At 33.9% G+C, this 23,900-nt stretch carries 28 protein-coding genes and 1 other RNA gene; 17 read left to right on the top strand and 12 right to left on the bottom strand.

Features of this window, described 5'->3' with window-relative positions; genetic code table 11:
* Window positions 1–365: a transfer-messenger RNA gene (gene ssrA / locus AB8B52_RS12860) on the bottom strand; the annotation flags it as partial.
* A gap of 294 nt (window positions 366–659) precedes the next feature.
* Here ssrA and AB8B52_RS12855 point away from each other — a divergent pair.
* The 3 genes from AB8B52_RS12855 to AB8B52_RS12845 all read left to right on the top strand — a co-directional run bounded on the left by AB8B52_RS12855 (window position 660) and on the right by AB8B52_RS12845 (window position 2,943).
* The gene (locus tag AB8B52_RS12855; protein WP_406028748.1) at window positions 660–857 is read left to right on the top strand and encodes an HVA1 family protein; all 198 of its coding nucleotides are present in this window, start codon (window positions 660–662) and stop codon (window positions 855–857) included.
* Window positions 858–956: 99 nt separating this feature from the next.
* Window positions 957–2,162 carry an NAD(P)-dependent oxidoreductase gene (locus tag AB8B52_RS12850; RefSeq protein WP_406028746.1) on the top strand — a complete coding sequence of 402 codons (1,206 nt, stop codon included), beginning with the start codon at window positions 957–959 and terminating at the stop codon, window positions 2,160–2,162.
* Window positions 2,149–2,943 carry an SDR family NAD(P)-dependent oxidoreductase gene (locus tag AB8B52_RS12845; protein ID WP_406028744.1) on the top strand — a complete coding sequence of 265 codons (795 nt, stop codon included), beginning with the start codon at window positions 2,149–2,151 and terminating at the stop codon, window positions 2,941–2,943. Before AB8B52_RS12850 ends, AB8B52_RS12845 begins: the two co-directional genes overlap by 14 nt.
* Before the next feature lie 72 nt (window positions 2,944–3,015).
* Here the strand turns inward: AB8B52_RS12845 and AB8B52_RS12840 are convergent, their stop codons facing one another.
* The 8 genes from AB8B52_RS12840 to AB8B52_RS12805 form a co-directional block, all read right to left on the bottom strand.
* The gene (locus tag AB8B52_RS12840; RefSeq protein ID WP_406028742.1) at window positions 3,016–3,687 is read right to left on the bottom strand and encodes a DUF1361 domain-containing protein; all 672 of its coding nucleotides are present in this window, start codon (window positions 3,685–3,687) and stop codon (window positions 3,016–3,018) included.
* Window positions 3,684–4,082: a DUF2809 domain-containing protein gene (locus AB8B52_RS12835; protein ID WP_406028739.1), complete on the bottom strand. Its 399-nt coding sequence runs from the start codon at window positions 4,080–4,082 to the stop codon at window positions 3,684–3,686. Before AB8B52_RS12835 ends, AB8B52_RS12840 begins: the two co-directional genes overlap by 4 nt.
* A complete protein-coding gene (locus tag AB8B52_RS12830) occupies window positions 4,079–4,702 on the bottom strand; it encodes a vancomycin high temperature exclusion protein (protein ID WP_406028737.1) in 624 nt (207 codons plus the stop codon). The genes AB8B52_RS12835 and AB8B52_RS12830 overlap by 4 nt, the downstream gene beginning before the upstream one ends.
* The gene (locus AB8B52_RS12825; RefSeq protein ID WP_406028735.1) at window positions 4,699–5,220 is read right to left on the bottom strand and encodes a hypothetical protein; all 522 of its coding nucleotides are present in this window, start codon (window positions 5,218–5,220) and stop codon (window positions 4,699–4,701) included. Before AB8B52_RS12825 ends, AB8B52_RS12830 begins: the two co-directional genes overlap by 4 nt.
* Window positions 5,221–5,550: 330 nt before the next feature.
* The gene (locus AB8B52_RS12820) at window positions 5,551–6,945 is read right to left on the bottom strand and encodes a DUF4173 domain-containing protein (protein WP_406028733.1); all 1,395 of its coding nucleotides are present in this window, start codon (window positions 6,943–6,945) and stop codon (window positions 5,551–5,553) included.
* A gap of 154 nt (window positions 6,946–7,099) precedes the next feature.
* Window positions 7,100–7,861, bottom strand: coding sequence for an oxygenase MpaB family protein (locus tag AB8B52_RS12815; protein WP_406028731.1), 762 nt, complete (start codon window positions 7,859–7,861; stop codon window positions 7,100–7,102).
* A 30-nt stretch (window positions 7,862–7,891) separates the two neighbouring features.
* A complete protein-coding gene (locus AB8B52_RS12810; protein ID WP_406028729.1) occupies window positions 7,892–8,185 on the bottom strand; it encodes a winged helix-turn-helix domain-containing protein in 294 nt (97 codons plus the stop codon).
* 310 nt (window positions 8,186–8,495) lie between these two features.
* Window positions 8,496–9,104: a hypothetical protein gene (locus tag AB8B52_RS12805; RefSeq protein WP_406028727.1), complete on the bottom strand. Its 609-nt coding sequence runs from the start codon at window positions 9,102–9,104 to the stop codon at window positions 8,496–8,498.
* A 107-nt stretch (window positions 9,105–9,211) separates the two neighbouring features.
* On the opposite strand from AB8B52_RS12805, the gene AB8B52_RS12800 reads away from it, so the two are divergent.
* Both AB8B52_RS12800 and AB8B52_RS12795 read left to right on the top strand, forming a co-directional pair.
* Window positions 9,212–9,559 (top strand): hypothetical protein, encoded by a 348-nt coding sequence (locus AB8B52_RS12800; RefSeq protein ID WP_406028725.1) that lies wholly within the window; start codon window positions 9,212–9,214, stop codon window positions 9,557–9,559.
* 6 nt (window positions 9,560–9,565) lie between these two features.
* Window positions 9,566–9,910, top strand: coding sequence for a DUF1801 domain-containing protein (locus tag AB8B52_RS12795; RefSeq protein WP_406028723.1), 345 nt, complete (start codon window positions 9,566–9,568; stop codon window positions 9,908–9,910).
* A 443-nt stretch (window positions 9,911–10,353) separates the two neighbouring features.
* Here the strand turns inward: AB8B52_RS12795 and crcB are convergent, their stop codons facing one another.
* Both crcB and AB8B52_RS12785 read right to left on the bottom strand, forming a co-directional pair.
* Window positions 10,354–10,719, bottom strand: a complete 366-nt coding sequence (gene crcB / locus AB8B52_RS12790) for a fluoride efflux transporter CrcB (RefSeq protein ID WP_406028721.1) — start codon at window positions 10,717–10,719, stop codon at window positions 10,354–10,356.
* A 232-nt stretch (window positions 10,720–10,951) separates the two neighbouring features.
* Window positions 10,952–11,974 (bottom strand): SRPBCC family protein, encoded by a 1,023-nt coding sequence (locus AB8B52_RS12785; protein ID WP_406028719.1) that lies wholly within the window; start codon window positions 11,972–11,974, stop codon window positions 10,952–10,954.
* A 91-nt stretch (window positions 11,975–12,065) separates the two neighbouring features.
* Here AB8B52_RS12785 and AB8B52_RS12780 point away from each other — a divergent pair, with 91 nt between their 5' ends.
* Entirely contained in the window at window positions 12,066–14,102 is a 2,037-nt protein-coding gene (locus AB8B52_RS12780; RefSeq protein WP_406028717.1) for a dipeptidyl-peptidase 3 family protein, read from the top strand.
* Window positions 14,103–14,272: 170 nt separating this feature from the next.
* Here the strand turns inward: AB8B52_RS12780 and AB8B52_RS12775 are convergent, their stop codons facing one another.
* On the bottom strand, window positions 14,273–14,785 hold the full coding sequence (locus tag AB8B52_RS12775) for a fasciclin domain-containing protein (protein ID WP_406028715.1): 513 nt from the start codon (window positions 14,783–14,785) through the stop codon (window positions 14,273–14,275).
* Window positions 14,786–14,913: 128 nt separating this feature from the next.
* Between AB8B52_RS12775 and AB8B52_RS12770 the strand changes: the two genes are divergently transcribed.
* The 11 genes from AB8B52_RS12770 to AB8B52_RS12720 all read left to right on the top strand — a co-directional run bounded on the left by AB8B52_RS12770 (window position 14,914) and on the right by AB8B52_RS12720 (window position 23,822).
* Complete coding sequence (locus AB8B52_RS12770) at window positions 14,914–15,468, top strand: RNA polymerase sigma factor (RefSeq protein WP_406028713.1); 555 nt, start codon at window positions 14,914–14,916, stop codon at window positions 15,466–15,468.
* Entirely contained in the window at window positions 15,468–16,256 is a 789-nt protein-coding gene (locus tag AB8B52_RS12765) for an anti-sigma factor domain-containing protein (RefSeq protein ID WP_406028711.1), read from the top strand. The genes AB8B52_RS12770 and AB8B52_RS12765 overlap by 1 nt, the downstream gene beginning before the upstream one ends.
* Before the next feature lie 458 nt (window positions 16,257–16,714).
* Complete coding sequence (locus AB8B52_RS12760; RefSeq protein WP_406028709.1) at window positions 16,715–18,244, top strand: phospholipase D family protein; 1,530 nt, start codon at window positions 16,715–16,717, stop codon at window positions 18,242–18,244.
* A 217-nt stretch (window positions 18,245–18,461) separates the two neighbouring features.
* Entirely contained in the window at window positions 18,462–18,806 is a 345-nt protein-coding gene (locus AB8B52_RS12755; RefSeq protein ID WP_406028707.1) for a hypothetical protein, read from the top strand.
* On the top strand, window positions 18,803–19,387 hold the full coding sequence (locus tag AB8B52_RS12750; RefSeq protein WP_406028705.1) for a hypothetical protein: 585 nt from the start codon (window positions 18,803–18,805) through the stop codon (window positions 19,385–19,387). Before AB8B52_RS12755 ends, AB8B52_RS12750 begins: the two co-directional genes overlap by 4 nt.
* A gap of 215 nt (window positions 19,388–19,602) precedes the next feature.
* Window positions 19,603–20,394, top strand: coding sequence for a class I SAM-dependent methyltransferase (locus AB8B52_RS12745; protein ID WP_406028703.1), 792 nt, complete (start codon window positions 19,603–19,605; stop codon window positions 20,392–20,394).
* Between the two features lie 285 nt (window positions 20,395–20,679).
* Window positions 20,680–21,381, top strand: coding sequence for a DUF6090 family protein (locus AB8B52_RS12740; protein ID WP_406028701.1), 702 nt, complete (start codon window positions 20,680–20,682; stop codon window positions 21,379–21,381).
* Window positions 21,382–21,553: 172 nt separating this feature from the next.
* Window positions 21,554–22,267 (top strand): lysophospholipid acyltransferase family protein, encoded by a 714-nt coding sequence (locus tag AB8B52_RS12735; protein ID WP_406028699.1) that lies wholly within the window; start codon window positions 21,554–21,556, stop codon window positions 22,265–22,267.
* 148 nt (window positions 22,268–22,415) lie between these two features.
* Complete coding sequence (locus AB8B52_RS12730) at window positions 22,416–22,763, top strand: hypothetical protein (RefSeq protein ID WP_406028697.1); 348 nt, start codon at window positions 22,416–22,418, stop codon at window positions 22,761–22,763.
* Between the two features lie 21 nt (window positions 22,764–22,784).
* The gene (locus AB8B52_RS12725; protein ID WP_406028696.1) at window positions 22,785–23,207 is read left to right on the top strand and encodes a hypothetical protein; all 423 of its coding nucleotides are present in this window, start codon (window positions 22,785–22,787) and stop codon (window positions 23,205–23,207) included.
* Between the two features lie 165 nt (window positions 23,208–23,372).
* Window positions 23,373–23,822 (top strand): DUF4375 domain-containing protein, encoded by a 450-nt coding sequence (locus tag AB8B52_RS12720; protein WP_406028694.1) that lies wholly within the window; start codon window positions 23,373–23,375, stop codon window positions 23,820–23,822.
* The last annotated feature ends 78 nt before the right edge of the window (window positions 23,823–23,900 follow it).

Raw genomic sequence — 23,900 nt, 5'->3', positions numbered from 1 at the left:
TCCAAACAAGCTATTAAAGAGCTTTCTACACGTTTATTCTTTCATTAGATTTTCGATGGTAAGCTGGCAAAAGACAGCCCACTCACCACTTAGCTTTTTAATCTCGAAAAGGCATCAAAGCACTACCTAATCTAAGTTAATTTTTACGATGCCTAATAAAGAACGCCATTAACTAAGGCTTTCTCGAGACATTTAGCACTCCTACCTAGTAGGACGAGGCCTAATCTTACTATAATTCAGATTATGCAGCTAAAGCGTAGTTATTCTCGCCGTTTAAAATTTGGTCTAGCCTTTTACGTGTATCAATGCCATTACACGACGTGCTTACTATCTAATTAATCTCGCTGTCAAAACCAGTCGACCCCATTTTCCTGCGAAAGCAGGAATCTCATTAATTGTAAGATAATTTCTTTTCTGGCTTTCCGCCATATCTTTTACTGAAAAAGCAAAAGGATGACGCTGCAATTGCGAAGCACTCACGATTTCTTAATAAATAGAATCTATGAGTAATCCTTTACGCAACAGACCAAGAAACTGTAATATTAGCTTCAAGGTGTGCGAAATTACTAAAAATATTAACTCAAAAGCTATACCAAACCTATTTTATAATAGCATTAAGAAAATTTGTCAGTATTGTGTTTATTTTAAAGAAAAACAAAATGATGATAAAAACAGGAACGCAATTACAATCGAAATGGGGAATTGGCACTGCTAGCGGAAAAGTGAAAGACACTTACGCCCAAAAAGTAACCAAAACGATTAAAGATAATGTTGTTACTAAGCATGGTGAGTTTGGCAATAAAGCACTTTACATTCAACAAAGTGATGGTGATTTTTGTGCTAAAAAGCGAAAGTGAAGTCGAGCTTGTCAATTGGTCCTATTAACTAGAATTCAAACTTGGTGAAGCCACAAAATCAGCTTATTTTCGTAGTCTAAATTTTGATATTTATTCCGTATGACATTCGCCATAATTAAAGAACGTAAAAATCCACCAGACAGACGTGTGGTGTTTTCGCCACAACATTTAGCAGAAGCGCGAACACAATTTCCAAAGGCCACATTCATTGTAGAAGCTTCGGATATTAGAATATTTCCTGATGATGCCTACAGCGCATTAGGTTTTGAGGTGCTTGACGATGTCTCTCATGCCGATGTCATGATTGGTGTAAAGGAAGTGCCTATTGAACATTTAATTCCGAATAAAAAATACTTTTACTTTTCGCATACCATCAAAAAACAGCCTTACAACAGAAAATTATTGTTAGCGATGTTAGAGAAAAATATTGAAATGTTCGATCATGAAACCATCGTTAAAAAAAGTGGAGCACGTTTAATCGGTTTTGGCCGTTATGCTGGTTTGGTTGGCGCTTACAATGGTTTTAGAGCTTTAGGTTTGCGCGATAAGTTATTCAATTTACCAAAAGTAGAGACCCTTGCAGACTTAAATGAGGTGAAAACGGAACTGGATAAAATTACCCTTCCAAAGATGAAAATTTTATTGACAGGAACAGGAAAGGTGGCCTATGGTGCAAAAGAAATCTTAGATCATTTAGGCATCAAACAAATTAGCGACGCACTGTATTTAACAGCTCAATTTACTGAGCCTGTTTATGTTATGGCTGATGTTATGGAATATGCTAAACGCGTTGATGGAAAAGTGGGTGATAAGTATAAATTCTACAAAGACCCATCAGGTTACAAAAGTAATTTTATGCCTTATGCTAAAGAAACAGATTACTTTATAGCAGGTCATTTTTATGGTAACAATGCACCTTATTTGTTTACACGAGAAGACGCCAAACATCCTGATTTTAGAATCAATTTAGTAGCAGATATTTCTTGCGATATTGATGGGCCTGTAGCAAGTACTATAAGACCGTCTACCATTGCAGATCCGTTTTATGGTTACGACGCAAAAACTGAAAAAGAAGTCGCTTTTAATGCTAAAAATGCCATAACTGTAATGGCAGTAGATAATTTGCCGTGTGAATTACCAAAAGATGCCAGTGAAGGTTTTGGCGAAACATTTTTAGAGCACGTAATTCCTGCATTTTTTAATAACGACGCCAACGAAATTTTAAAACGTGCGCAAATGACCGAAGGTGGTCAACTCACTAAGCGCTTTAGTTATTTGCAAGATTACATCGATGGCGAATCATAAATCTAAAACAGCTTTAGTCACCGGAGCAGCCTCAGGATTAGGATTGGAGCTGGCTTTTTTGTTGGCTAAAGACGGTTATAACTTAATTTTAATAGATATTGATGCTCAAAAATTAGATGTAGCAAAACATAAGATTTTACACAATCATAAGATTGAAATAACCCTTTTAGAAAAGGATTTAAGTAAGGTAAATATTGCTCAAGAAATTTATAATGACCTTATGTCAACCGAAATTGACGTCATTGTAAATAACGCTGGTTTTGGTTTGTTTGGTACCTTTCATGAAACAGATTGGGAACGTGGCTTACAAATGCTGAACTTACATATTCTCACAACAACCCATTTAATCAAACTGTTTTTACCACATATGGTGGAACGCGGTTCGGGTAAAATTTTAAATTTATCATCCTTAGCTGCCTTTCAACCTGGTCCATTAATGGCCTTGTATTATGCGTCTAAAGCTTATATTTTGTCATTTTCTGAAGCAATTTCAAATGAATTGAAAGGCACTGGTGTTACGGTTACTGTTTTATGTCCTGGACCAACAAAAACCGATTTTCAAAGTGTGGTATCAGAAGATTCTAGTGAAAATAAAATTAGTTTTAATATGGCTTGCCCAAAGCAGGTTGCGGCTTATGGTTATAAAGCCATGCAAAAAGGAAAAGTGTTATCAATTCCTGGTGGTATCAATAAAGTCTTATCTTTTTTACCCAGACTATTAACGCGAAAACGTGCGACTAAAATTGTGAGGAAAATTCAAGATAAAAATAGGGAGGTTTAGGCTGTTTTTAGACTATTTATGTTTGTTTTCTTGATTGATTATTTTGAAGATATATCATCGTAATCCATAGTCTTAACTTTCATGTGTTGTAAGATATCTCAAATTCTTAAACACCCAAAAACCAACACTTAAAAAGGTACTAAAGCCTAATGTAAATAACCATGCTTCAGAATTTTGAAATGGAGAGATGAGGATATTGAAAACATCAGAAATTAAAACTTGTGGCTGACTTATAATTTCCCATGAGTTGTATCTTAAAAAGCGACCGAGATAGACACCAAATCCACATAAAAATAGAATAACAAAAGTTAAGGTAGTCATCGAAATCTTTTTAAACTTTAATTTTACTAGGAGTTGCATATTTATAAGTGACATATAGAACAAAAATAAGCCGCATAGCGCAAAGGATAAGACTACCAATACATCGAGCCATAAAAATAAATCACTACCAAATTTAATATGAATGAGGTCTGTAATAATATAAGGTGCATTTGGTAAAAAAGCCAGCCACACTAAAAACCAAAAACCGAGTTGAAATTTACTGAGTTTTGGTTTGGTATTCAGGTACATTGTAATGGCAAATGGAATGATGGCTAAAAACACATTCCAGATTAAAAATAATAAGAAAAATGATTTGTTCAGTTTAATACGTACCATAAGTAAAACAGCACTAAATAGAAGCGATACACTTACAAGAGATAAGGTTTTAAATCGATTTTGAACCATTGATTTTATAGCTTTCATAGTCTGATGTTTTCAGTGTTTTGAAATTTAGAAATCACATATTCAGCAACTAAAACAGTTAATATACCTAAGGTATAAGCTACTAAGTCTGACGTTTGAAACGTGCTACCAAAAATAAGTTTTGCAGTGAAACTATCTTGTAAATTGAAGAGTCTTAAAAACGGTGTGAGTTGCAAAAATTCGATAGCATAAGCAATTAAGAGGACGATTAAACTCGAGGCCCTCACACTCAAATTAGTACATCCTCTAAAAATTGCATATAATAATATAACGACGAGATAATCACCAAAGGTGTAGCGAATAAATCCGGTTTTAAGAATAAAGGCGATGGCCAGTTCGATAAGGAACAAACTGTGTGCCAAGACCAAATAATAGGTGTTGAATTGTAGTTTCATGGGATGTTTATTTTTTCTCCTAAAAATTTAGGTTTCACATTAAAAATTATATCTAATGTGGCTTTAGTGCGTGCTAAATATTCTCTAAAAACCATGTTGGTTCTGTTTTTGACGTCTACAGCATTATAACCAACAGCTTTAATATCAAAATGATTGGCCAGATAAAGCGCCCGCTCATTATGAAACTTTTGCGAGATAATGGTAATTGAGTTCTGTCCGAAAATAGCATGTGCTCTAAACACAGAATCTAATGTTCTAAATCCAGCAAAATCTAAAACGATTTTCGCTTCAGGTATGCCTTTGGCAATGAGGTCATTTTTAAAAGATGTGGGCTCGTCATAATTTTTTCTGCTGTTGTCGCCACTCACTAATATGTATTCAATTTTACCAGCGTTATAAAGTGCTACAGCAGCATCTAATCGGTGTTTGTAAAATAGATTAACATTGCCGTGGTAATCGAATTTATTCACTCCCAACAGCAAGCCCACTTTATTTTTAGGGATGTTGTTTACAGAATCATAAAGCTGATCTTTTGCTTTAAAGCTCACCCAATGATAAATTATAAAGACACTTAAGGTTACGAAAACGATAAGTAAGAGTATGATTTTAATTTTTTTCATGCGTATGAGTTTAAATTGATGAGTGACAGCTGTGCCTTCGGAAAAATAGCCATTCTAAAATCTACAAAAGAACGATTTAGTAATTTTTGATAGTCGAAATGATGAAATGGATGTGCCGCTTTTCCTATTTTGAAAGATTGATAATAATACTTAAAATAATCTGGTAAAATGACCACTCCAAGACCTATGGCTCCATACAAATACGGACTGCGTTTGCCATTGCCGTAACACAAACATTGCAGTGCAATTTCATCTTCAACTTTGGTGCTGTAACCGCAAAGCACGTGGTAACAATCGTGTCGTTCAACTTTAGCAATTAATTCAAAATTATTAGCATCTAAAAATTCGCCCAAATGTCTTCCGAAAGATGCTTCGGGTAAGTTTAGTAAATCAGATTTGGTGACGTCCCAAGGTTTATGATTTTTGAACATGGACGTGTAAATGCGTTGCGAATGCTGAAATAACCAAATAATCAATTGTTTCCGTTTGGTTTTAAATATTTTAAATAGGTGCTTCATGATAGATCTGTAATAGTGGTAGTAGTTTCATTTTTAAAAGTGTTTTTGCGTTTCGCCGCTTTGTTTAAATCGAATCTCCAAATCAAAAGTGCAGTCATAAAAACCGAACTGAAATAGAAAATTGCAAAGGGATCAAAATTGAAGCTTATAATACATTTAAGGCATATGCCAAATAGCAGCATGATGTAATATGGAAAGTAAAGCTTAAATGCTAATGCTTTGTCTTTTGAGGTACTCATGAACCAATAGATACAAGAAATGCTAATTCTTATGGTTGCCACCGTAATTGTAGCTATAAAAAGAACAGCGAAAACAGCTAGTAAAACCATACTACTTCGTTTTTAGTTTAAAATTATCGTACTTTAATTCTTGCCAAGTATTGGTGCTTAATTGATAGGAGTAGGTATCAAATTTAGATTTTATAAGACGAATTTCATCTCGTTCTAATGTTTTGTCTCCAAGGTGTTCGCTTAATAATAAGGTGTTGTTATTTGATAAATCGATGAGGTATTTTAAGTCCATGGATTGTGCGTAGTTAAAGTTGAATTTGGTAATCTGGTGGTCCCAATTAATACTGCTAGACAGTATTAAAATGGCAAACGCAACTTGCGTATTTATACGAAATAAATACCAATTATTTTTGATGCTACTTATTTTCAACAGTGTTGTTATCAATCCGATACTGGCTAAAATTAAATACACCAAAACACCAATGCGTTTGTAGGTTAACCCGAAGTAATAGATGTACTCACTATTTTTATAAACAATACTGACAACTAAGAGCAGGTTTAAAATAATCCAAGTAAAAGCAAGACGTTTGAGCGTTTTGTTACCTTCATAAAAGTTGAGATCTCCTCTAAAAACATTTAGTAAAATAAGAATAGCAATGACGATTGAAGCAATTAGCGCATTAATACCACTGTGTACTTGAGCCGAATATAACGAAGCGCGTATCTCTTGTTCTGATGACAGAAAAACGATATCTGTAATAAGGTACATAACGATTAACGCGTTTAATAATGCAATTAGAATGATACCAAGTTGGTTCTCTTTTTTCAATTTTGAAATTGAAAACCCTTCTGTTTTAAGTAAATTATTATCCGTTTTTAAATCGAGTTCTGTTGCAGGTTTAACTTCAATAGGTGCATAAATATTATTGAACAAATAATAGCCTAAACCAGCGACTAATAACCATTGAATGTTTATAAATCCGAAATCTATGGTTTCAATGATCTCGCTAAAAACAGGATTTCCATTTTTATAAAGTGCAATAAATGCAATGACAATAAGAGTAGGAATTAAAATGATTTTAGCCCAATGCAAATAATCAATCACGACCTTTTCTTTTACTGTTTCTTCAGTAGTGGTTTTGTCGTTGCTAGCAAAGTTGCGATGAAAAAAACCTGCAATTGTGGTATATAAACCGTTGAGCCACGTGACATAAATTGAGGATTTTGCTTCCGAAAGATGACCGATTAGCGTAAAGAAAGCCACAATATTTGCAATGATGGAAAGCGCGGAGCTGTGGAAAAATATCGTTAACCCAGTCAATAAATAAGCCATGGTATAGACTAACGTTTTTCGATTTTTGAAGTGCGTCTGATTATTAATAAATAGAATAACTACCGTTAGGAGACTGAATAAAAAGAGGTTAAGGCCAATACTTTGATCGTAGAAAAAGGTACTGAATAGTAAGGCTGCGATAAATAGTGCTATTTTTTTCATGTGTTCGTTTTTATGGTTCTTTTAAGGTTACATGCTGTTGGCTATTAATCATTCTTTTGAATGATAAAACTTTTAGCATGTTAGTTTTAGTATTGATTATTTTAAAGTACTTTGTTTTTCAAAGTAAATAATTAAAAAAAAGGGTGGTTTTAAATTATGATGCCATGTTTAAATGTTTTATTTGTTTTTTGTAGGCTGTTGGTAAAATGATATCTTTTAGCACCCAATCGAGGTTGAGGCTTCTGCAAATTTTATACATAGGCATAAAAGGTGCTAGCCATGTTATTTTTCTTAGTTTAAGTAATGCTCTAACAGAACTCGGGACGAGTAGTATCTGAGATTCTAGCAACAAGCGATATCTAAAAATACCCAAATGTTTTCGGTATTGCGCATAGAGGTCTTTGGTGTAGTCTCCATGCTTTAGATTTTCATTTAAATGTGCGTTTCTTACGAATACAAAATCAGAGTAGGTGAGTGGAACGTTGGTTAGTCCCATTCTTTTTCCAACCGCTCCAAATACATTGAGTACGTCTTGTTTTTCTTCTATTCGTAGTGGTCGCTCTAAAATTTCATAGGCTCTAATGGAATAATCAATTAACATAAATAAGACGTCTTTATAAGCCCATTCCGGAATTTTTGAACCACGTTTGTCTTCAACAGCAGTGTGGATGGCAGTCATGTGGTCTATAGCTTTTATGGCAGCTTCTTTTTCTGAAAACACAATAGCTTTAGCATAATTTACGGTAGAAAACAATCTGCCTAGTGGATCAGCAGGAAGCTTGCCAGTAAAATAGAGCCAGTCCACTGCTTTGTTAGTGGCAAACTCGGCAGACGCACCAGCAAAAACCAAAAGAATGGTGTCGCTTGTGCCCCAGATTTCTCTCACAATTGAGTTTTTATTTACAAAGTGTTCCATGTTTATATCTATTGATAGATTTAAAAAGTATCAGGTTTTATTTATTAATTTTTCAAGCGCTTCAATATGCTTTTTAAATTCAGCTTTTCCGAGTTTTGTAACGCTATATCTGGTATTCGGTTTTCGACCTATAAACTGTTTTTCAACCAAAATATACTCCGCTTTTTCAAGTGCTTTTGTATGGCTTGCCAAATTACCATCTGTGGCACCTAGAAGCTCTTTCAGCATTTTAAAATCCGCATATTCATTTACCATAAGTACTGACATGATGCCAAGCCGTATTCTATGATCAAAAAGTTTATTTATGTTGGTTATAATGCTCATCTCATTTCCTGCGAAAGCAGGAATCTCTTTTTTTTTAGTAATGCTTTTTTAATGTATTGTCAATTAAAAATTCCTTTATAGTTTTGAACTCTGCGTAAATCAGAAAAGTCATTTATGTAATCGTTATTTTCACTTTGCGTCTTAGCGCTTCTGCGTAATTTTTTTTCATATTTTTTTGTAATTATTTCCGACAAACGTTATTTTTCCGTCTTCCGTCTTCCGTCTTCCGTCCTCCATCTTCCATCTGCAAAATAGCCCTTGGTGTAACTTTGTGCCTTCTTCGTGGAACTTTGTGTAACAGCATTAGAAACTAATCGGCATCATATTTTAAATGCATCCAAGTCCCATAAATAATATGCATCACTCCAAAACCAAGAACCCAAAGCCAAAACCCAAAACCTGGATATAAGGTGGCTATTAGTCCTAAGCCGATTTCTATAAAGCCTAAATATTTTATATCGCCAATACTGTATTTAGAGGCACTCACTAGAGCCAAACCATAAAAAATAAGCATCAATCCGCCTGTTTGTCCGTATTTACCTTGACTTAAAATGATTAAGCAATATAAACCACCAACAGCCAAAGGTACCAAGAAGTTGAACAGTAATCGCTTTGACGAGTTGTCCCAGATATTTTCACCATTTTTCTTAGCCTTTTTAGTAGTTAACAAAATGCCTGTTATGGCACTTAGTGCTGCAACCATAAATAAAATGAGCATCACCGTTCTAAACACCCAACCATCTAAAAGTAACGTGCCATAGCTATATGTTGTAACCAAATAGTAGGTAAGTGCTGCACCAATTAAAGCATAGACGCCAGCTAAGATGCCAGATAAACCGCTTAACGAAATAAAACGAGACGATTTATTCATCATGTTTTTAATCTCACTAATGTCTTTTAAATAATCTTCGTTGCTCATAATAAAAAGTACTTTGAAATACAAAGTAAAATAAAATATCTGAATTGACCTAATATATTTTGAAGTTTTAGCTAAATTGAGCGTTGAACATTTAATTACAATTCACTATGATAGGCTTACTCGCAACAATAGCTAATATTTCTGGAGGTATACTTCTTGGACTCGCAACTTTAGATAAATGGGATGGGGATAGTAACTTCTTCAATAAAATTGCTGGAAAATTAGCACCATTTCAAACAATAATTGGTGTTGCACTCATCGTTTTAGCGATTCTAAAGTTTAGTTTACTTTATAGTGTTATCAGTATTTTAGGCGGTATTTTATTGCTGACACATGTTTTTGGTAAAGTACCAGCTTTAGAAACAAGCTTAAGACAATTGTCTGCAACCTTAATGCCTTTTAAGGCCGTTATTGGTATTGCTTTGCTTGTTATTGGTGTGCTAGGATTGTTTTAATTTCTTATGAATCCTGCCGAAGTCTATATCCTCAAGCAACCAGAACCTTACAAATCTATATTGTTGCATTTGCAGGTGTTGATAGCGCATACATTACCTAAAGCTGATTTGTTATACAAATGGCGTTTACCATGCTATTATTTAGATAAGCGTCCAATGTGTTATCTCAATCAATCTAAAGATTATGTCGATGTCGGCTTTTGGCACTCAGCACATTTATCTAAAAATTGGGATCCTTATTTAACCACAGAAAAGCGTAAAGTCATAAAATCATTACGGTATAAAAGCTTAGATGATATTGACGATGCTGTTTTTATTGCGATATTAAAAGAGGTCGAAGGATTGAAGTAAAAAGGGTTTTATAAGAAGGGGTAGATTTTAGTCTCAGTCTCAGTCTCAGTCTCAGTTGCAGTACACAGTCCATTTTTAGTTTCTCAGATAGTTGACGTGTACATTCTAAATATATTTTTTTTCGCGCGAAGGCACAAAGGCGCAAAGCCAGCTAGAAAAAATCTGTGGAAGTTCTCAATAATATAACAGTAAGTGATTTATAAACCTCCACTTAAAAGTTCAACGATTAGTGCCAATTAGTGAAATTAGTGTCTTTCTTTTCACTATATCTGTATGAATCTGTGTGAATCTCAGTGTAATTTTTGTCTTTGCGCCTCAGCGCCTTAGTTAGAAATTTTCAATAGTCAGGCTTTGTGAGTCTTTGTGACTTCTTTGTGGCACTTTGTGTAATAAAAGTTGAAGACATACAGCTAAAATTAATAATTTATAGTTTTGATTAAAAATCACTTCACCAAAAACATCCCAAGAAAAACAGCCAAAAACCCAACCACAAAACTAGCCACACTATAAATAGCAAAGCTCATAAAGTCACCAGATTTTAAAAACACATGATTCTCATAAGCAAAAGTAGAAAATGTGGTAAAGCCACCACAAAATCCAGTAGCTAACAATAAGGTCTGACTTTGAGACAAGGTTTCGTTTTTTGCAGCCAAGCCCAAAATAATACCAATTAATAAACTCCCGATAATATTGGCAGCAAACGTACCATATGGAATGCCATTTTCAGAATTATTAAGCCATTTGCTAATAATAAAACGAAGTACGCTTCCAAAACCACCACCAAGAAATACGAGTAAGATTTGTTTCATGTTTTTAGTCGAGAGTTTTGAGACTTTGGTTTTTAGTATTTAGTCGTGAGATCGTAGTTTTTTTAGTAATCAGATCAAAAAGTTAATCAATTATGCAATTTATAGTTAAGAATGTTTATCGTTTGCAACAGATTAGTCTTCCATCTTCCATCTTCCATCTTCCATCTTCCATCTTCCATCTTCCATCTTCCATCTTCCGTCTTCCGTCATTTTTTCACCTCAAACCTCAAACCTAACCCTTCACAGCCACATAAATCTCACTCACCCACTTCGAAGGATTCTCCTCAACCGACGTATCTGTCAAATACGTTTCAAGCATTGGTCCAGCTTCAATCATTTCTAAATTATTATTCGTAATATAAGCCATTGATTCTTCCCAAGCTTCTTTCAAATTAGCGTAATCCCCTTTTAAAACTGTTTTTACCGCTCTAAAAGAGTCTAGCTGACCTGTTAGAATATCAGATTCATCTGTTATAATTTTAGAGTTGGTAGGTATGCAAGTTGAGAAAATAGCAGCATCATTTTCTTCATCCCATTTATGATATAAGATAAACGGTTTTCCTGCCATGGTAATATTATGTGTTAAGGCGTAAGCGCCAACTTTACCTTGCATGCGTTTCATGTTTGTATCAAATTCACTGAGTTTACAAGACATCGTAGTGTACAAATAGAAGCCTCCACTGTGTTGCGTTACACCTTCAACATTAATGTTATAAACTTTCATTTCAGCTTGCAGCACACTATCTAATTTTACTAATTCTCGCTGAAGACGTGGACCAATCTGTGGTTCCATACCTCCCATAAATGCTGAAATCATTTTAAATTGAAAAGGTAAATCTTTACTAGAGATAGTCCAAGTGACATCAGTTGTGCCATTGGTATTAGATGCAAATGTCCAATTAACATCAGACGTTGGAAATTCTTCAAATTGCATTTCTTGGGTTATAGAATTCATCGGTTGCGTGCTCAAAGTGGTCATACGACCAACACCATCTTTATTTTCCCAAGTGTAAGAAGCGTCAGTACCTTTGGTTTGTTCACCTAAAGTAATATTGGTTTCTGAATCATATTCCTTTAAGGATGACCAAGATTCCCAATGCTTAAAATCGATGACATTATTATAAACCACAGATTGCGGTGCGTTTATGGTTTTGGTTCGTGTCACTTCAAACGAATTTGGTTGCACAGCAATATATATAGATAACCCAATTGTAACAATGAGCAGTAGTAATAGAATGTATTTAATCGCTTTCATTTATAGCGTTTATTTTGGCGTTGCTCAAAGATAGTAATTTTATGATATGTTATATTAGTATTACATTTGTGTAGAACTAAAAATTAATCCTATGAACTTAAAATCACTATTTAAAATTTGTCTTTTTGCTGTCCTTATGGCGGCATGTAAAAATGACGTCAAAGAAGCGATCGAAGTCACTGAAGACGCTTTAGAGCAAGAATTCAGTTTTAATGTTGAAGAATTTGCAGATATTAAAGTCTTACGTTATCAAATACCAGGCTGGGAAAACTTAACACTGAAAGAACAAAAGTTAGTCTATTATTTAACAGAAGCAGGTTTGGCTGGTCGTGATATTATGTGGGATCAAAACTACAGACACAATCTTAAAATTAGACGTGCCTTAGAACATGTCTACACACAATTTAGTGGAGATAAAACTACTGATGATTGGACTAATTTTGAAACTTACCTAAAACGCGTTTGGTTTAGCAATGGGATTCATCACCATTATTCTAACGCTAAATTAAAACCTGAATTTTCTAAGCAATATTTAACAGAATTATTGACAGCAACTAATACCACTTTAGAAGGTGAAGCTTTAGACGTGCTTTTTAATGCTAAAGACGCTAAAAAAGTCAATCAGGCTAAAGGCATAGATAATGTTTTAGAATCTGCCGTTAATTTTTACGGTCCAGATGTCACTAATAAAGACGTGGCTGATTTCTATAAAACCAAAACATCTCCAAATCCTGAAAAGCCCTTGTCTTACGGATTAAATTCTCAATTAGTTAAAGAAAATGGTGTATTGAAAGAACGCGTTTACAAGTCTGGTGGATTGTATGGTGCTGCCATAGACGAAATTGTAACATGGTTAGAAAAAGCAAAAGGTGTAGCCGAAAATGAAGCTCAAGGTAATGCCATAGGTCTTTTAATTCAATATTATAAAACAGGAGATTTACAAACTTGGGATGATTATAATGTGGCTTGGACAGCGGCTACAGAAGGCAATATCGATTATATTAATAGTTTTATTGAAGTGTATAACGATCCCTTAGGTTATAGAGGTTCGTACGAAACAATCGTACAAGTCAATGATTTTGATATGTCAGCAAAAATGGCTGTATTGTCTGAAAATGCGCAATGGTTTGAAGATAATTCACCTTTAATGGACGAACACAAAAAAGCAAATGTGGTTGGTGTTTCTTATAAAGTAGTGAATGTTGCTGGTGAAGCTGGTGATGCCTCGCCAAGCACACCAATTGGTGTCAATTTACCAAATGCCAACTGGATTAGAGCAGCCGTTGGAAGTAAATCAGTGTCCTTAGGAAACATTATTCATGCGTATAATAATGCAGGAGGTTCTGGTCGTTTAAAAGCATTTGTTCATGATGAAGAAGAATTACAACTCGAAGAAAAATACGGACAATTAGCCGATAAATTGCATACCGCTTTACATGAAGTGATTGGTCATGCCTCAGGACAATTAAATCCTGGAGTAGGAGAGACCAAAGAAACTTTAAAAACGTATGCGTCTACCTTAGAAGAAGGACGAGCAGATTTAGTCGGTTTATACTATTTGTACGATGCTAAATTACAAGAACTAGGTTTAGTGGACGATTGGAAAAACGTTGGTAAAGCCGCTTTTGATGGTTACATCAGAAATGGGTTAATGACGCAACTCATTCGTTTAGATTTAGGAGATGATGTAGAAGAAGCCCACATGCGAAACAGACAATGGGTATCGGCTTGGGCTTTTGAAAAAGGAAAGGCAGACAACGTTATTGAAAAAGTTACCAGAGAAGGGAAAACGTATTTTAATATTAATGATTATGATAAGTTACACGACCTTTTTGGTCAATTATTAAGAGAAACACAACGGATTAAGTCTGAAGGAGATTACGCAGCTGTGGAAGCTTTAGTTGAAGGTTATGGAGTAAAAGTAGACCAAGCCATTCATGCGGAGGTTTTAGAACGCAATAAGCAATTTCCATCTCCACCATATAGTGGTTTTGTAAATCCGGTGTTAGTACCAGAACTAAATGCAGATGGAGAAATTACCGCAATTAAAGTAACACAGCCAAAAGCATTTGCAAAGCAGATGTTACACTATAGTAAAACCTATAGTCATCTTCCTGATGTGAATTAATTTCTAGTGGTTATAAAATTAAAAAGCACTTACATCGCTGTAAGTGCTTTTCCTTTTTCATAGCAATTTTAACGCTAAAATCACTATTGCCATTAATCAATAACCATCAACCAAAAAACAATTGATTAATAACACGTGTAGTAATGTTTTCAACTATTAACACTAACTAATTATTTAGGCATTACTACAGTATCGATAATGTGAATTACACCATTACTAGCTGTAACGTCAGTCGCTGTAATTTCACTATAATTTCCTGCGGCATCTTTTAACCAAATCTTACCATCTTTAGACATCACAGTTAAAACAGTACCATTTAAGGCTTTTACTTCTACTTTACCTTTTCCTTTTTTTAAGGCTGCAACAACATCACTAGCCATTAATTTACTTGGAATAACATGGTATGTTAAAATATTAGATAAAGCTTCTTTATTTTCTGGTTTCAATAAATCTGCTAAAGCCGCTTTGTCAATTTTAGCAAAGGCACTATTGGTTGGTGCAAAAACCGTAAAAGGACCATCACCTTGTAACGCACTTACTAAATCTGCTGCCTTTAAAGCGGCTACTAAGGTTGAGAAATCTTCATTACCAACAGCAACATCTACAATCGTGTTTTGTGCTGATGCTGTTTGATTAAAAGTTAAGGCTACAAATGTGGTTAAGATAAAAACTAATTTTTTCATGTGTTTTAATTTTTCGGTTAAACTATTTAGTGCACTTGTTTCGTTTTTGAAGTGCTTTCATTTATATTTACACAAGCTTCTTTGCTCTGGATGAGCAACAGTTTACTTTTGGGAAATCTTTAACACTAATGCAAAACGATACCACGCTTATTCAAGATTTAAAAAACAAAGACGAGCGTGCTTTGGCATTACTGTACGATAAATATTCGGGTGCTATTTACAGTGTCATTCTAAAAATGATACGCGATGAAGGCAAAGCACAAAACCTATTACAAGATACCTTTATGACGGTTTGGGATAAAGCCGAAAGTTACGATGAAGCAAAAGGCCGTTTCTATACTTGGGTGTATCGTATTGCTAAAAACAAAACCCTAAATGCGCTTAGAAAAACCGATCCACTCATCCAAACCGATGATTTTAGTGTACATACTAATAAAGCAGATGTTATTAGTATAGAGCCTCACTATTTAGAACTTAACGGAGCGGTCACTACTTTAGAGGATCACCATAAAGAAGCAATAGAGCTGGTTTACTTTAAGGGATTAACACATAGAGAAGCACACGAGGCAATGAATGTGCCTTTAGGAACGTTTAAATCTTACATTCGTCAGGCTCTAAAACAACTGAGAGACACGTATGCCAAAACCTTAAGTCTTGTACTACTAATACTAAATGCGCTATGATGATGGATAAGAAGTCGCTGTTAGAAAATGGATTATTAGAGCAATATTTGCTCGGAGAACTCAACGCTACCCAATGCGAACAGATTGAGCACTTACTAGCGTCTGATGCTGAACTAAAAACACACTTCGATCAATTAGAATACGATTTTGAAAACCTAGGTTTAGAAAATGCCATTGCTCCACCAACCACCATAAAAACCGAACTTTTAAAGAAAGTTAAAGCGTCTAAAACGGTTACACCTAAAGTAGTTGCTATAGAAAATACCAATAACACCAAGTTTTATTTAGGCATTGCAGCCAGTGTTGCAGCGTTGTTAATGATTGGTAGTTTTTGGATGTACTCCCAACTTAATGATGTAAAAGAGCAATTGCAAATTGTAGAAATCAATAACACAGAACTCAATTCTACTATAGAAGTTTTAAATGTAAAGTTGAAAGAAAATAGCGCGTCTTATAAGGCTATTGTAAATCCGGATACAGAACAATACGTTTTAATTGGTAATGCCGCTTTACCTGATGCAAAAGTGGTCAGTTATGTCAATCATAAGATAAAATCTGTAGTGATTAATACAGAACGATTGCCAGCATTAGATGCCGACCACGATTACCAAATGTGGGCAGATGTAAAAGGTGAAATGATCAATATGGGAGTCATTGCAAAAGACAAGCGTTTAATGACCATGGCTTATATTGATAATGCGGAATCACTTAACATTACCATAGAACCTGCTGGAGGTAACGACCATCCAACGGTAGAACGTTTAGTCACTAATGTGTATTTGAAATAGTATTTTGGTTTGAAGGTTTTTTGGGCGTTTATATTGAAACAAAAAAATATAAAAATACGACGAAAGCCCTTTCAGTCTTGCTTTCCACAACGTTTAATAGAACAATTGTCCTTTATAGTGGACTTTAGGGTGTAAAAAAATGTCCAGAGGTCAGTAGTTAAATATGTTCTAAAAATTAATCATAATTAATTGATGATATGGTATTTGAATCATTAATAATGGTCTGTTCGAGCGCAGTCGAGAACTATTGATGTGCTTCTTGTAGGTTTCGACTGTGCTCACCCAGATCTTAGCTAATTAATTATCAATTCCCATAAGTAATGATGTACTGATCTCTAAAAATGTCTATTATTGTTTTATGTTAATCACTAACTAATTGAAAGATTCCAATTTCCCATTCCACCAAAAGAACTTATTTATATTTGTGTAAATTGAAATCAACTATGAAACCCTATGCTTTGAAAATCACCACATATTGTTTTATCGTTCTAAGCCTTTTAATGATGTCATGTAAAAAAGAACAACCCATAACCGAAGCCACTGATTTCTGTGCCAATATTCATAAAGACGATAGCACGTCATTGTCTAAAGCATTAGCGGCTGTAAAGGAAGATATGAATTCTAAAACAGGAGTGTATGTTTTAGAAGATGGTAGTGGTTCTATGGTGGCCAGAGCTTGGCTTACCGAATATGCAGAGGAAACCATCGACATTCAATACTTTATTTTTTCAATGGATAATGTAGGGCTCATTGCCTGCGATTATTTGATAAGAGCCGCAGATCGTGGAGTAAAAGTCCGCATTCTAGTCGATGATATTATGGTAGATGCGGACATTCAAGATGTGCTCACCTTTGCATCACACCAAAATATTACCGTAAAAATTTATAATCCTGGAGTTAATTTAGGAAAAAATATTTTTGATAAAATTCAGAAGTTTGCCACCGATTTCAGATCGGCCAATCAACGTATGCATAACAAAACGTTTATTGTAGATGGCAAAGTGGTGATTACAGGAGGACGTAATATTGCGGATGAATATTTTGATTACGATCACGAGTATAATTTTAGAGATCGCGATATTCTCCTTATCGGAAAAGCCTCAAAAACAGTAGAGACCTCTTTTAATCAATTCTGGAATAGCAACCTCAGTGTCGATGTTAATACCGTTGTAGATGAAGCACCCAAACATGCAAATGCAGAACATAAGTTCGAAAAACTGCACGAATATGCTTGTAATCCTGAAAACTTTTGGCCGCAAGTAAGAGAACGTATTGCAACATTGCCACAAACTTTTGAAACTATAAAAGCATCAGGAAAATTAGTGTGGTTAGATGATGTTGAGTTTATTTCTGATGAGCCAGGAAAAAATGATGGAGAAAACGGTCTAGGAGGTGGAGGAATTTCTACAACAGCCTTAATAGACTTAGTTAAAAATGCCAAAACGTCTATAGATATACAAACTCCATATTTAATTACCACAGCTTTGTCTCAAAATTTATTTAAAGACGCTGTAGATCGTGGAGTAAAGATTAGAATTTTAACTAACAGTTTAGCTTCTACAGATAATGTTGAAGCGTTTAGCAGTTATCAAAGTGATAGAGAAACCTTATTAAAAACAGGAGTGCGCATCTTTGAGTTTCGGCCAGATGCCGAAGAGCAAACCAGAATAATGACTGGCGAACTTAGAGAACAACTAGAACATCAACCCATTTTTGGTCTACATGCCAAATCCATGGTCATTGACCAAAAAACCACTGTGGTTGGTACCTTTAATCTCGATCCTAGAAGTGCCAATCTTAATACGGAATGTATCGTCATTGTTAATTCTGAAGACATCTCCAAAGGCGTTTTAGAAGGTATGGAAATAGAATTTCAACCCGGAAATTCTTGGGAAACCACCTTAGACTTTAACCCAGATGCTGAGGTAGGGAACTACAAACGTTTAAAAACGTGGACACGAAAGATTTTACCTAAGGCAATTTTGTAGTTGACGTATCCAAACGATCTTTTTTTTGAAAATACGTAAGGTTACGTATAGGAGTCTTGTTTTTCTTTTTTAATTTTAAGGAGTTTAAAATAATAGAAAGTTTTGATATCCTGAAATAATTATGGGATGTTAGGTATTAAAATTGTTTTATTACTAGTTGCCCACAATAGCGCTCAACAGAATCTGAAATTAATAAATGAAGTAATAAAAATAGAATATGGCAAAAGTAGAATACATTATCAATGTTTTATACGAGGGCTTATATGATTATGTGCCAAACAGGAAGAAAAAGGAATATCGAAACGAATTCAACAGCCGAAAAAGTTATACATCAAAATTTGCATTAGATTTTTTTCCGAGATTTATTGATTTTGAGAAATGGTCAAAGAATCCAAAAGACCAATATGACATTATCCTAATAAATTACTGGCTGATTGAAGTTCCTATTATTGGCTTAAAAAGTTCTAAATTATTTGCTAGTTATTCTAGAGGTAACAAGATAATTAATTGGCGCTTAAAGAAAAAAAATAGTACTAATATGAAAATGACTTTAAATAAATGACTCACGAATCAAATAAAAAATTAAAGAAAATAATAGCTAGAGAATTTCTTTTTTTATTAGGTGCTACAATTTTATTTTTAATTGTTTTTTTTGGTTGGGCAAAAATGGCTGATTATAATAATGCAAAGCATAAAGGCCTAAATAAAATACTACCTAATAGCTACACATATAAAAAACTTCCTTACAGATTAAAAGTTTTTTATGCATTAAATGATTCTATTAAATATACGAGTTGGAATAAAATGCAACCAACTGCGGACGATTGGATATTTTATCTTAAAGAAGATTCTCTTTTTGCAGACGAAGCTCATAGTATGCTTATTAATGAATACCCAAGGAACACAATAACGTGTGAATTATTTAAAAAGAGAATGTACGACGATTTAGAATCAGAAAGTTACCTGAATTATCTTGTTTCTACTGAAAATCAAATTGAAGATATTGAAGATTCTTGGTTTTATGGTAGGTATAATTTAAATAAAAAAGCACTTAACTTTGGCTATGTATTTTTCTTCTTGTTTTTTATTATTAGGTATATATACTATGGTATTATTTGGTCTGTAAAACAATTGAAAGAATAATAATAACCAAATGAAAGTGAATATTATTCTTATGAAAAAAAATGAAATCTGAAATAAACTACTATGGGCAACACCGTGTATAATTAATTGCTAGGTCACTGCCGACTTACGAAAATTCCGCTGGAATTTTCTATCTTTGATTTATTTGCTAAATTAGGTGCTTAACCACGCAACTAACCATACACAACAACGTTACCTGCAAGCTCAACAAAACGATGGAAGTTAAATACGACAAAATAGGAATTGATTACAATCTGACCCGAAAAGCGGACAAATATTTGACAGAACAATTACTCTATCATTTACAACCGACCAAAAACGGAAAATATTTGGACATTGGTTGTGGAACGGGAAATTACACAAGTGAACTTCAAAAAAAAGGATTTGACTTCATTGGTATTGACCCTTCCGAATTAATGTTGGAGAAAGCAAAACTTAAAAACCACAAAATATATTGGAAAATAGGTTCGGCAGAGAATACTGGACTTCCTGAAAATTTTGTGGACGGAATAATCGGTTCTTTGACAATACACCATTGGACTGATTTACGAAATGGATTTTCAGAGCTTAATAAAGTCTTAAAGCCAAACGGCAGAATTGTGATTTTCACATCAACACCCGAGCAAATGCAAGGTTATTGGCTCAATCATTATTTCCCAAAAATGCTTTCTGACTCAATAATACAAATGCCAACTTTGGAAAAAGTAAAAAAAGCTATGAAAGATAGTGGAATTGAATTCTTGGAGACGCACAGGTATTTTATAAAGCCTGACTTGGAAGACCAATTTTTGTATTGTGGAAAACAATACCCTGAACTTTACTTTGACGAGCAAATTAGACACGGAATTTCTTCATTTTCATCCTTATCAAACCGAACGGAAGTGGAGAATGGATTATCGGAATTAAGAAAAGATATCGATAGTGGAAAAATTGAAGAAATAATAAAATTCTATGAAAATGATTTGGGAGATTATTTATACGTAATTGGAAAAAAAGCCAGCAGGTAACAACGTATATAGCTCATAGCTAATTAGTTGCTTAATCAAAGTTAAGGCATATTTAGAAAGTCGCCAAATTTTTAAATTTGACGATTTCCAATAAAAAAGATAAATAGTAAAATTTAAAAATCGGGCTTGTGCTTAACCGAAAAAATATTGATAATTTGCACGCTACGAGCCATATACAAAACCGTTGTGCTTCATTATGACCCGTCCTGAATAAAATAATTATACTTACTTTCGAGAAATAACTAACCAATGATAAAATTCTTTAGAAAAATACGGTACGACCTAATGGAGAAAAACAAAACTGGAAAGTATCTGAAATATGCGATTGGAGAAATTGTACTTGTCGTTATTGGAATTTTAATTGCTCTACAAATTAATAATTGGAATGAAAGTCGGAAAAATAGTTCTTTAGTTAACACTTATAAGAAAAGACTTATTGAGAATCTTGTCAAAGACAGTTTAAACATACACAATAAATTGATAGAAATAAATGAGGATATTAAAAGAATTGAGGACTTCGAACAACGCGTTTCGAAGTCGAATGAGCCTTTTGATATAGTACGTGATATCGCTCGTGAAGAATACGAATTTATAATACACGTTCTTACTAACTATGAAAATGAGACTTATCAAATTTTAAATTCTACTGGACATTTAGCTTTATTTAGTCAAAACGTTGCTGATGAATTGAATTCGCTATATAATCTTCAAGAAACAGCTACACAAGTATCAAATTTAACTTTAGATAATTATTCAAGAGGGCTTTCTAACTACTCAAAAAGTTATCCTTTTACATTTAGAAATAATCTTTTTCAAAATGGAACTGTAGCAGCCGATAAAATCTGGAATAATATTTCTCTATCTAATCACGCAACTGAATTTAATTCTTTGATAATTCTTAAAAGTGATAGTTATAGGTTGAGTTTGTCGAAGTTGCCTGAAATACAAGATGGAATTAACCAATTATTAAAAACACTTCGGGAATAAAAAATAACGAAAGCACAACAACGTGTATAATTCATTGCTAAGATGGTTAAGTGAATTGCAATTCCTACAATTTAACTACCTTTATGTCAAGTGGAAAATTTTACACTTTTTAAACCGCAAAAAATCATACACGAACACGTTGGCAACAAGCTGAAAAACATAAAACTACATAATGAAGATAATCCATTTGTTTTGGTATATTCTAAAGACTTTTTTTTACATATTCATTGGATTATTCTATTTTATTGTTGCTCTATTTGTTCGTTTTTTCAGTATATGGAAATCTAAGAAAGTATTTATTAAATATCTTGATCTGTACTTTACATTATTTAATGTAAATGTGCAATTTGAATTTGTAGACGGCAACCTCAAGGAAGCAGAAAGTACCATTTTTATTCTTCTAAATCAATCTAGTTTTTTAGATTCAATGATTACTCCTATAATTCCAACTCAAAGAACTTTAGGGATTATCAATATCGAACTAGGGTTTTATCCGATATTAGGATGGTTTTATGCCTTAACTTGTTATGTCATTGTTCGACAATGGCCAAGTCAGGCTAAGAACAAATTAAATCAGACAAATGAATTTCTCAAATCAGGTGGAAATATTATGATTTCTATAGAAGGGAAAAGGTCGAAAAATGGTAATTTAAATACATATAAAAAAGGACCAGTTGTAATGGCAATCAATGCGCAAGCAAACATTGTCCCTTTCATTATAGAAGGTACGTTTAATCTTTTACCTTACGGATCACTTTATACTAAACCTGGTGATGTAAAAGTAAAAATACTCGATACGATATCAACAAAAGGATTAATATATGAAGATAGAGATGAAATTATTGATAGATTATTAACAATTGCTAAAAAGAATGGGCTGAAATAAGCCAGTTGCCAACAACGTGTATAGCTCATTGCGGCTGAATTCCTAATCGGAATTCATTGCAATTTGCTATCTTTCGGTCACGGCGGAAAATCTTGGCTGATTTTCCGCAACGAGCCATACACAAAACCGTTGTGGGTAATTTGAGAAAATGACAATAGAAGAACTAAAATCGAACATAAAATGGTGGGAATCTAAAAGGTGGATTTATAATCTAGCTGTTGGACTTTTTGGAATTATTGCGATTTACGATGGACTCTCAAGAGACGATTACTCTTGGAATATAGACGATACAATCGGAATTATAATTTGGGGAATTGGAGCAAATATTTTTTATTCATTAGGAACATTATTGGAATTATTTGACTGGTATTATTTGAAAAACAAAATCGGAATTAAAAGGTTTCGAATGTTCTTTTTCATTATTGGACTTTTATTTAGTTGTTTTTGGACTCTATGGTGTGGTTGGCTATACTTCGCAAAACCACATTTATGGTAATTATTTTTATGTTGAGCGAAAATGAAAATAATTAAAAAAATATCTTTAATTGGAATTGTGTTTCTTCTGATTGGTTGTTTCGCAACTGAAACTAAAGATGCAAAAAAAGCATACAGATATTGGAGTGGCAACGAACCGCCAAAAGAAATTGAATTAATTAAAGGCGAATATTATCAGTCACCTCATTTTTCACTCGAATATGAGTTGTTCCTTAAGTTCAAATCGGACAAAAAATGGTTTGAGGAATTTGTTGAGTATAATGAACTTGAAATTGACACGGTTGGAAACGAATGGAAAGGTTGGACTAAATTACCTAAATGGTTTAAGACTGACCAAAACTATATTATTTATGCAAAAGACCAAACAAACGAATTTGAACGTTCAAGATATTTAAGGGACCCAAAAACTGGAATTTGTTATATCTATGAAACTGTGGGAATGTGAAAAATAAAAAACTACCCACAACAACGTGTATAATTAATTGCTTTGGCAAGTGCTTATCTGGAAAATTCCTTCGGAATTTTCTCGCGTTCGTTTTTGTTTACTAAATTAGTTGCTTAAACACGCAACTAACCATACACAAAAACGTTACCTTGCATTTAAACAAAAATGATACAGAAAGTCAAATATTCACTTGCGGACTTACAAAGTTCTAATGACGAGGAATTAATTTCCTTGGTTTATGATAAAGCAACGGAGTTGTATTTAGGGACTTTTGGAGAGACTCTGGAGAAAGCGGATTCAGCAATGACGGAATTATTAGCAACATGGGTATTGGAATCTGAAGTTCATAATGGTGGATTTGACCAATTTTTCCTGAATAATGGACTTGAATACGGCTACAGTGCTGCGAATGGACTTAGCAGAATTGGGGCGGAAAATTATCTTTCTGTGACTGAAAAAGCTATTGAGGTATTTAAAAATCAAAGTGAGGAATATCAAAAGAAACGGAATCCTGACTTCAATCCGCTCGATGACAACTTTTATGACTTGGAGGGGCTGGAAAAGCTAAGAATAGATTACATACGGAGTAACTACGAAAAATTTGTTGTGGAATAAAACGCAAGGTAACAAAGCCTAAACATAATGCGGACTTATGGGCAAAACCGAAAGGTCTGTGTATATTTATGAAGTCGC

The sequence above is a fragment of the Winogradskyella sp. genome, assembly GCF_045105575.1.
Lineage (GTDB): Bacteria > Bacteroidota > Bacteroidia > Flavobacteriales > Flavobacteriaceae > Winogradskyella.
This window is presented reverse-complemented; position numbering and strand designations above follow the sequence as displayed.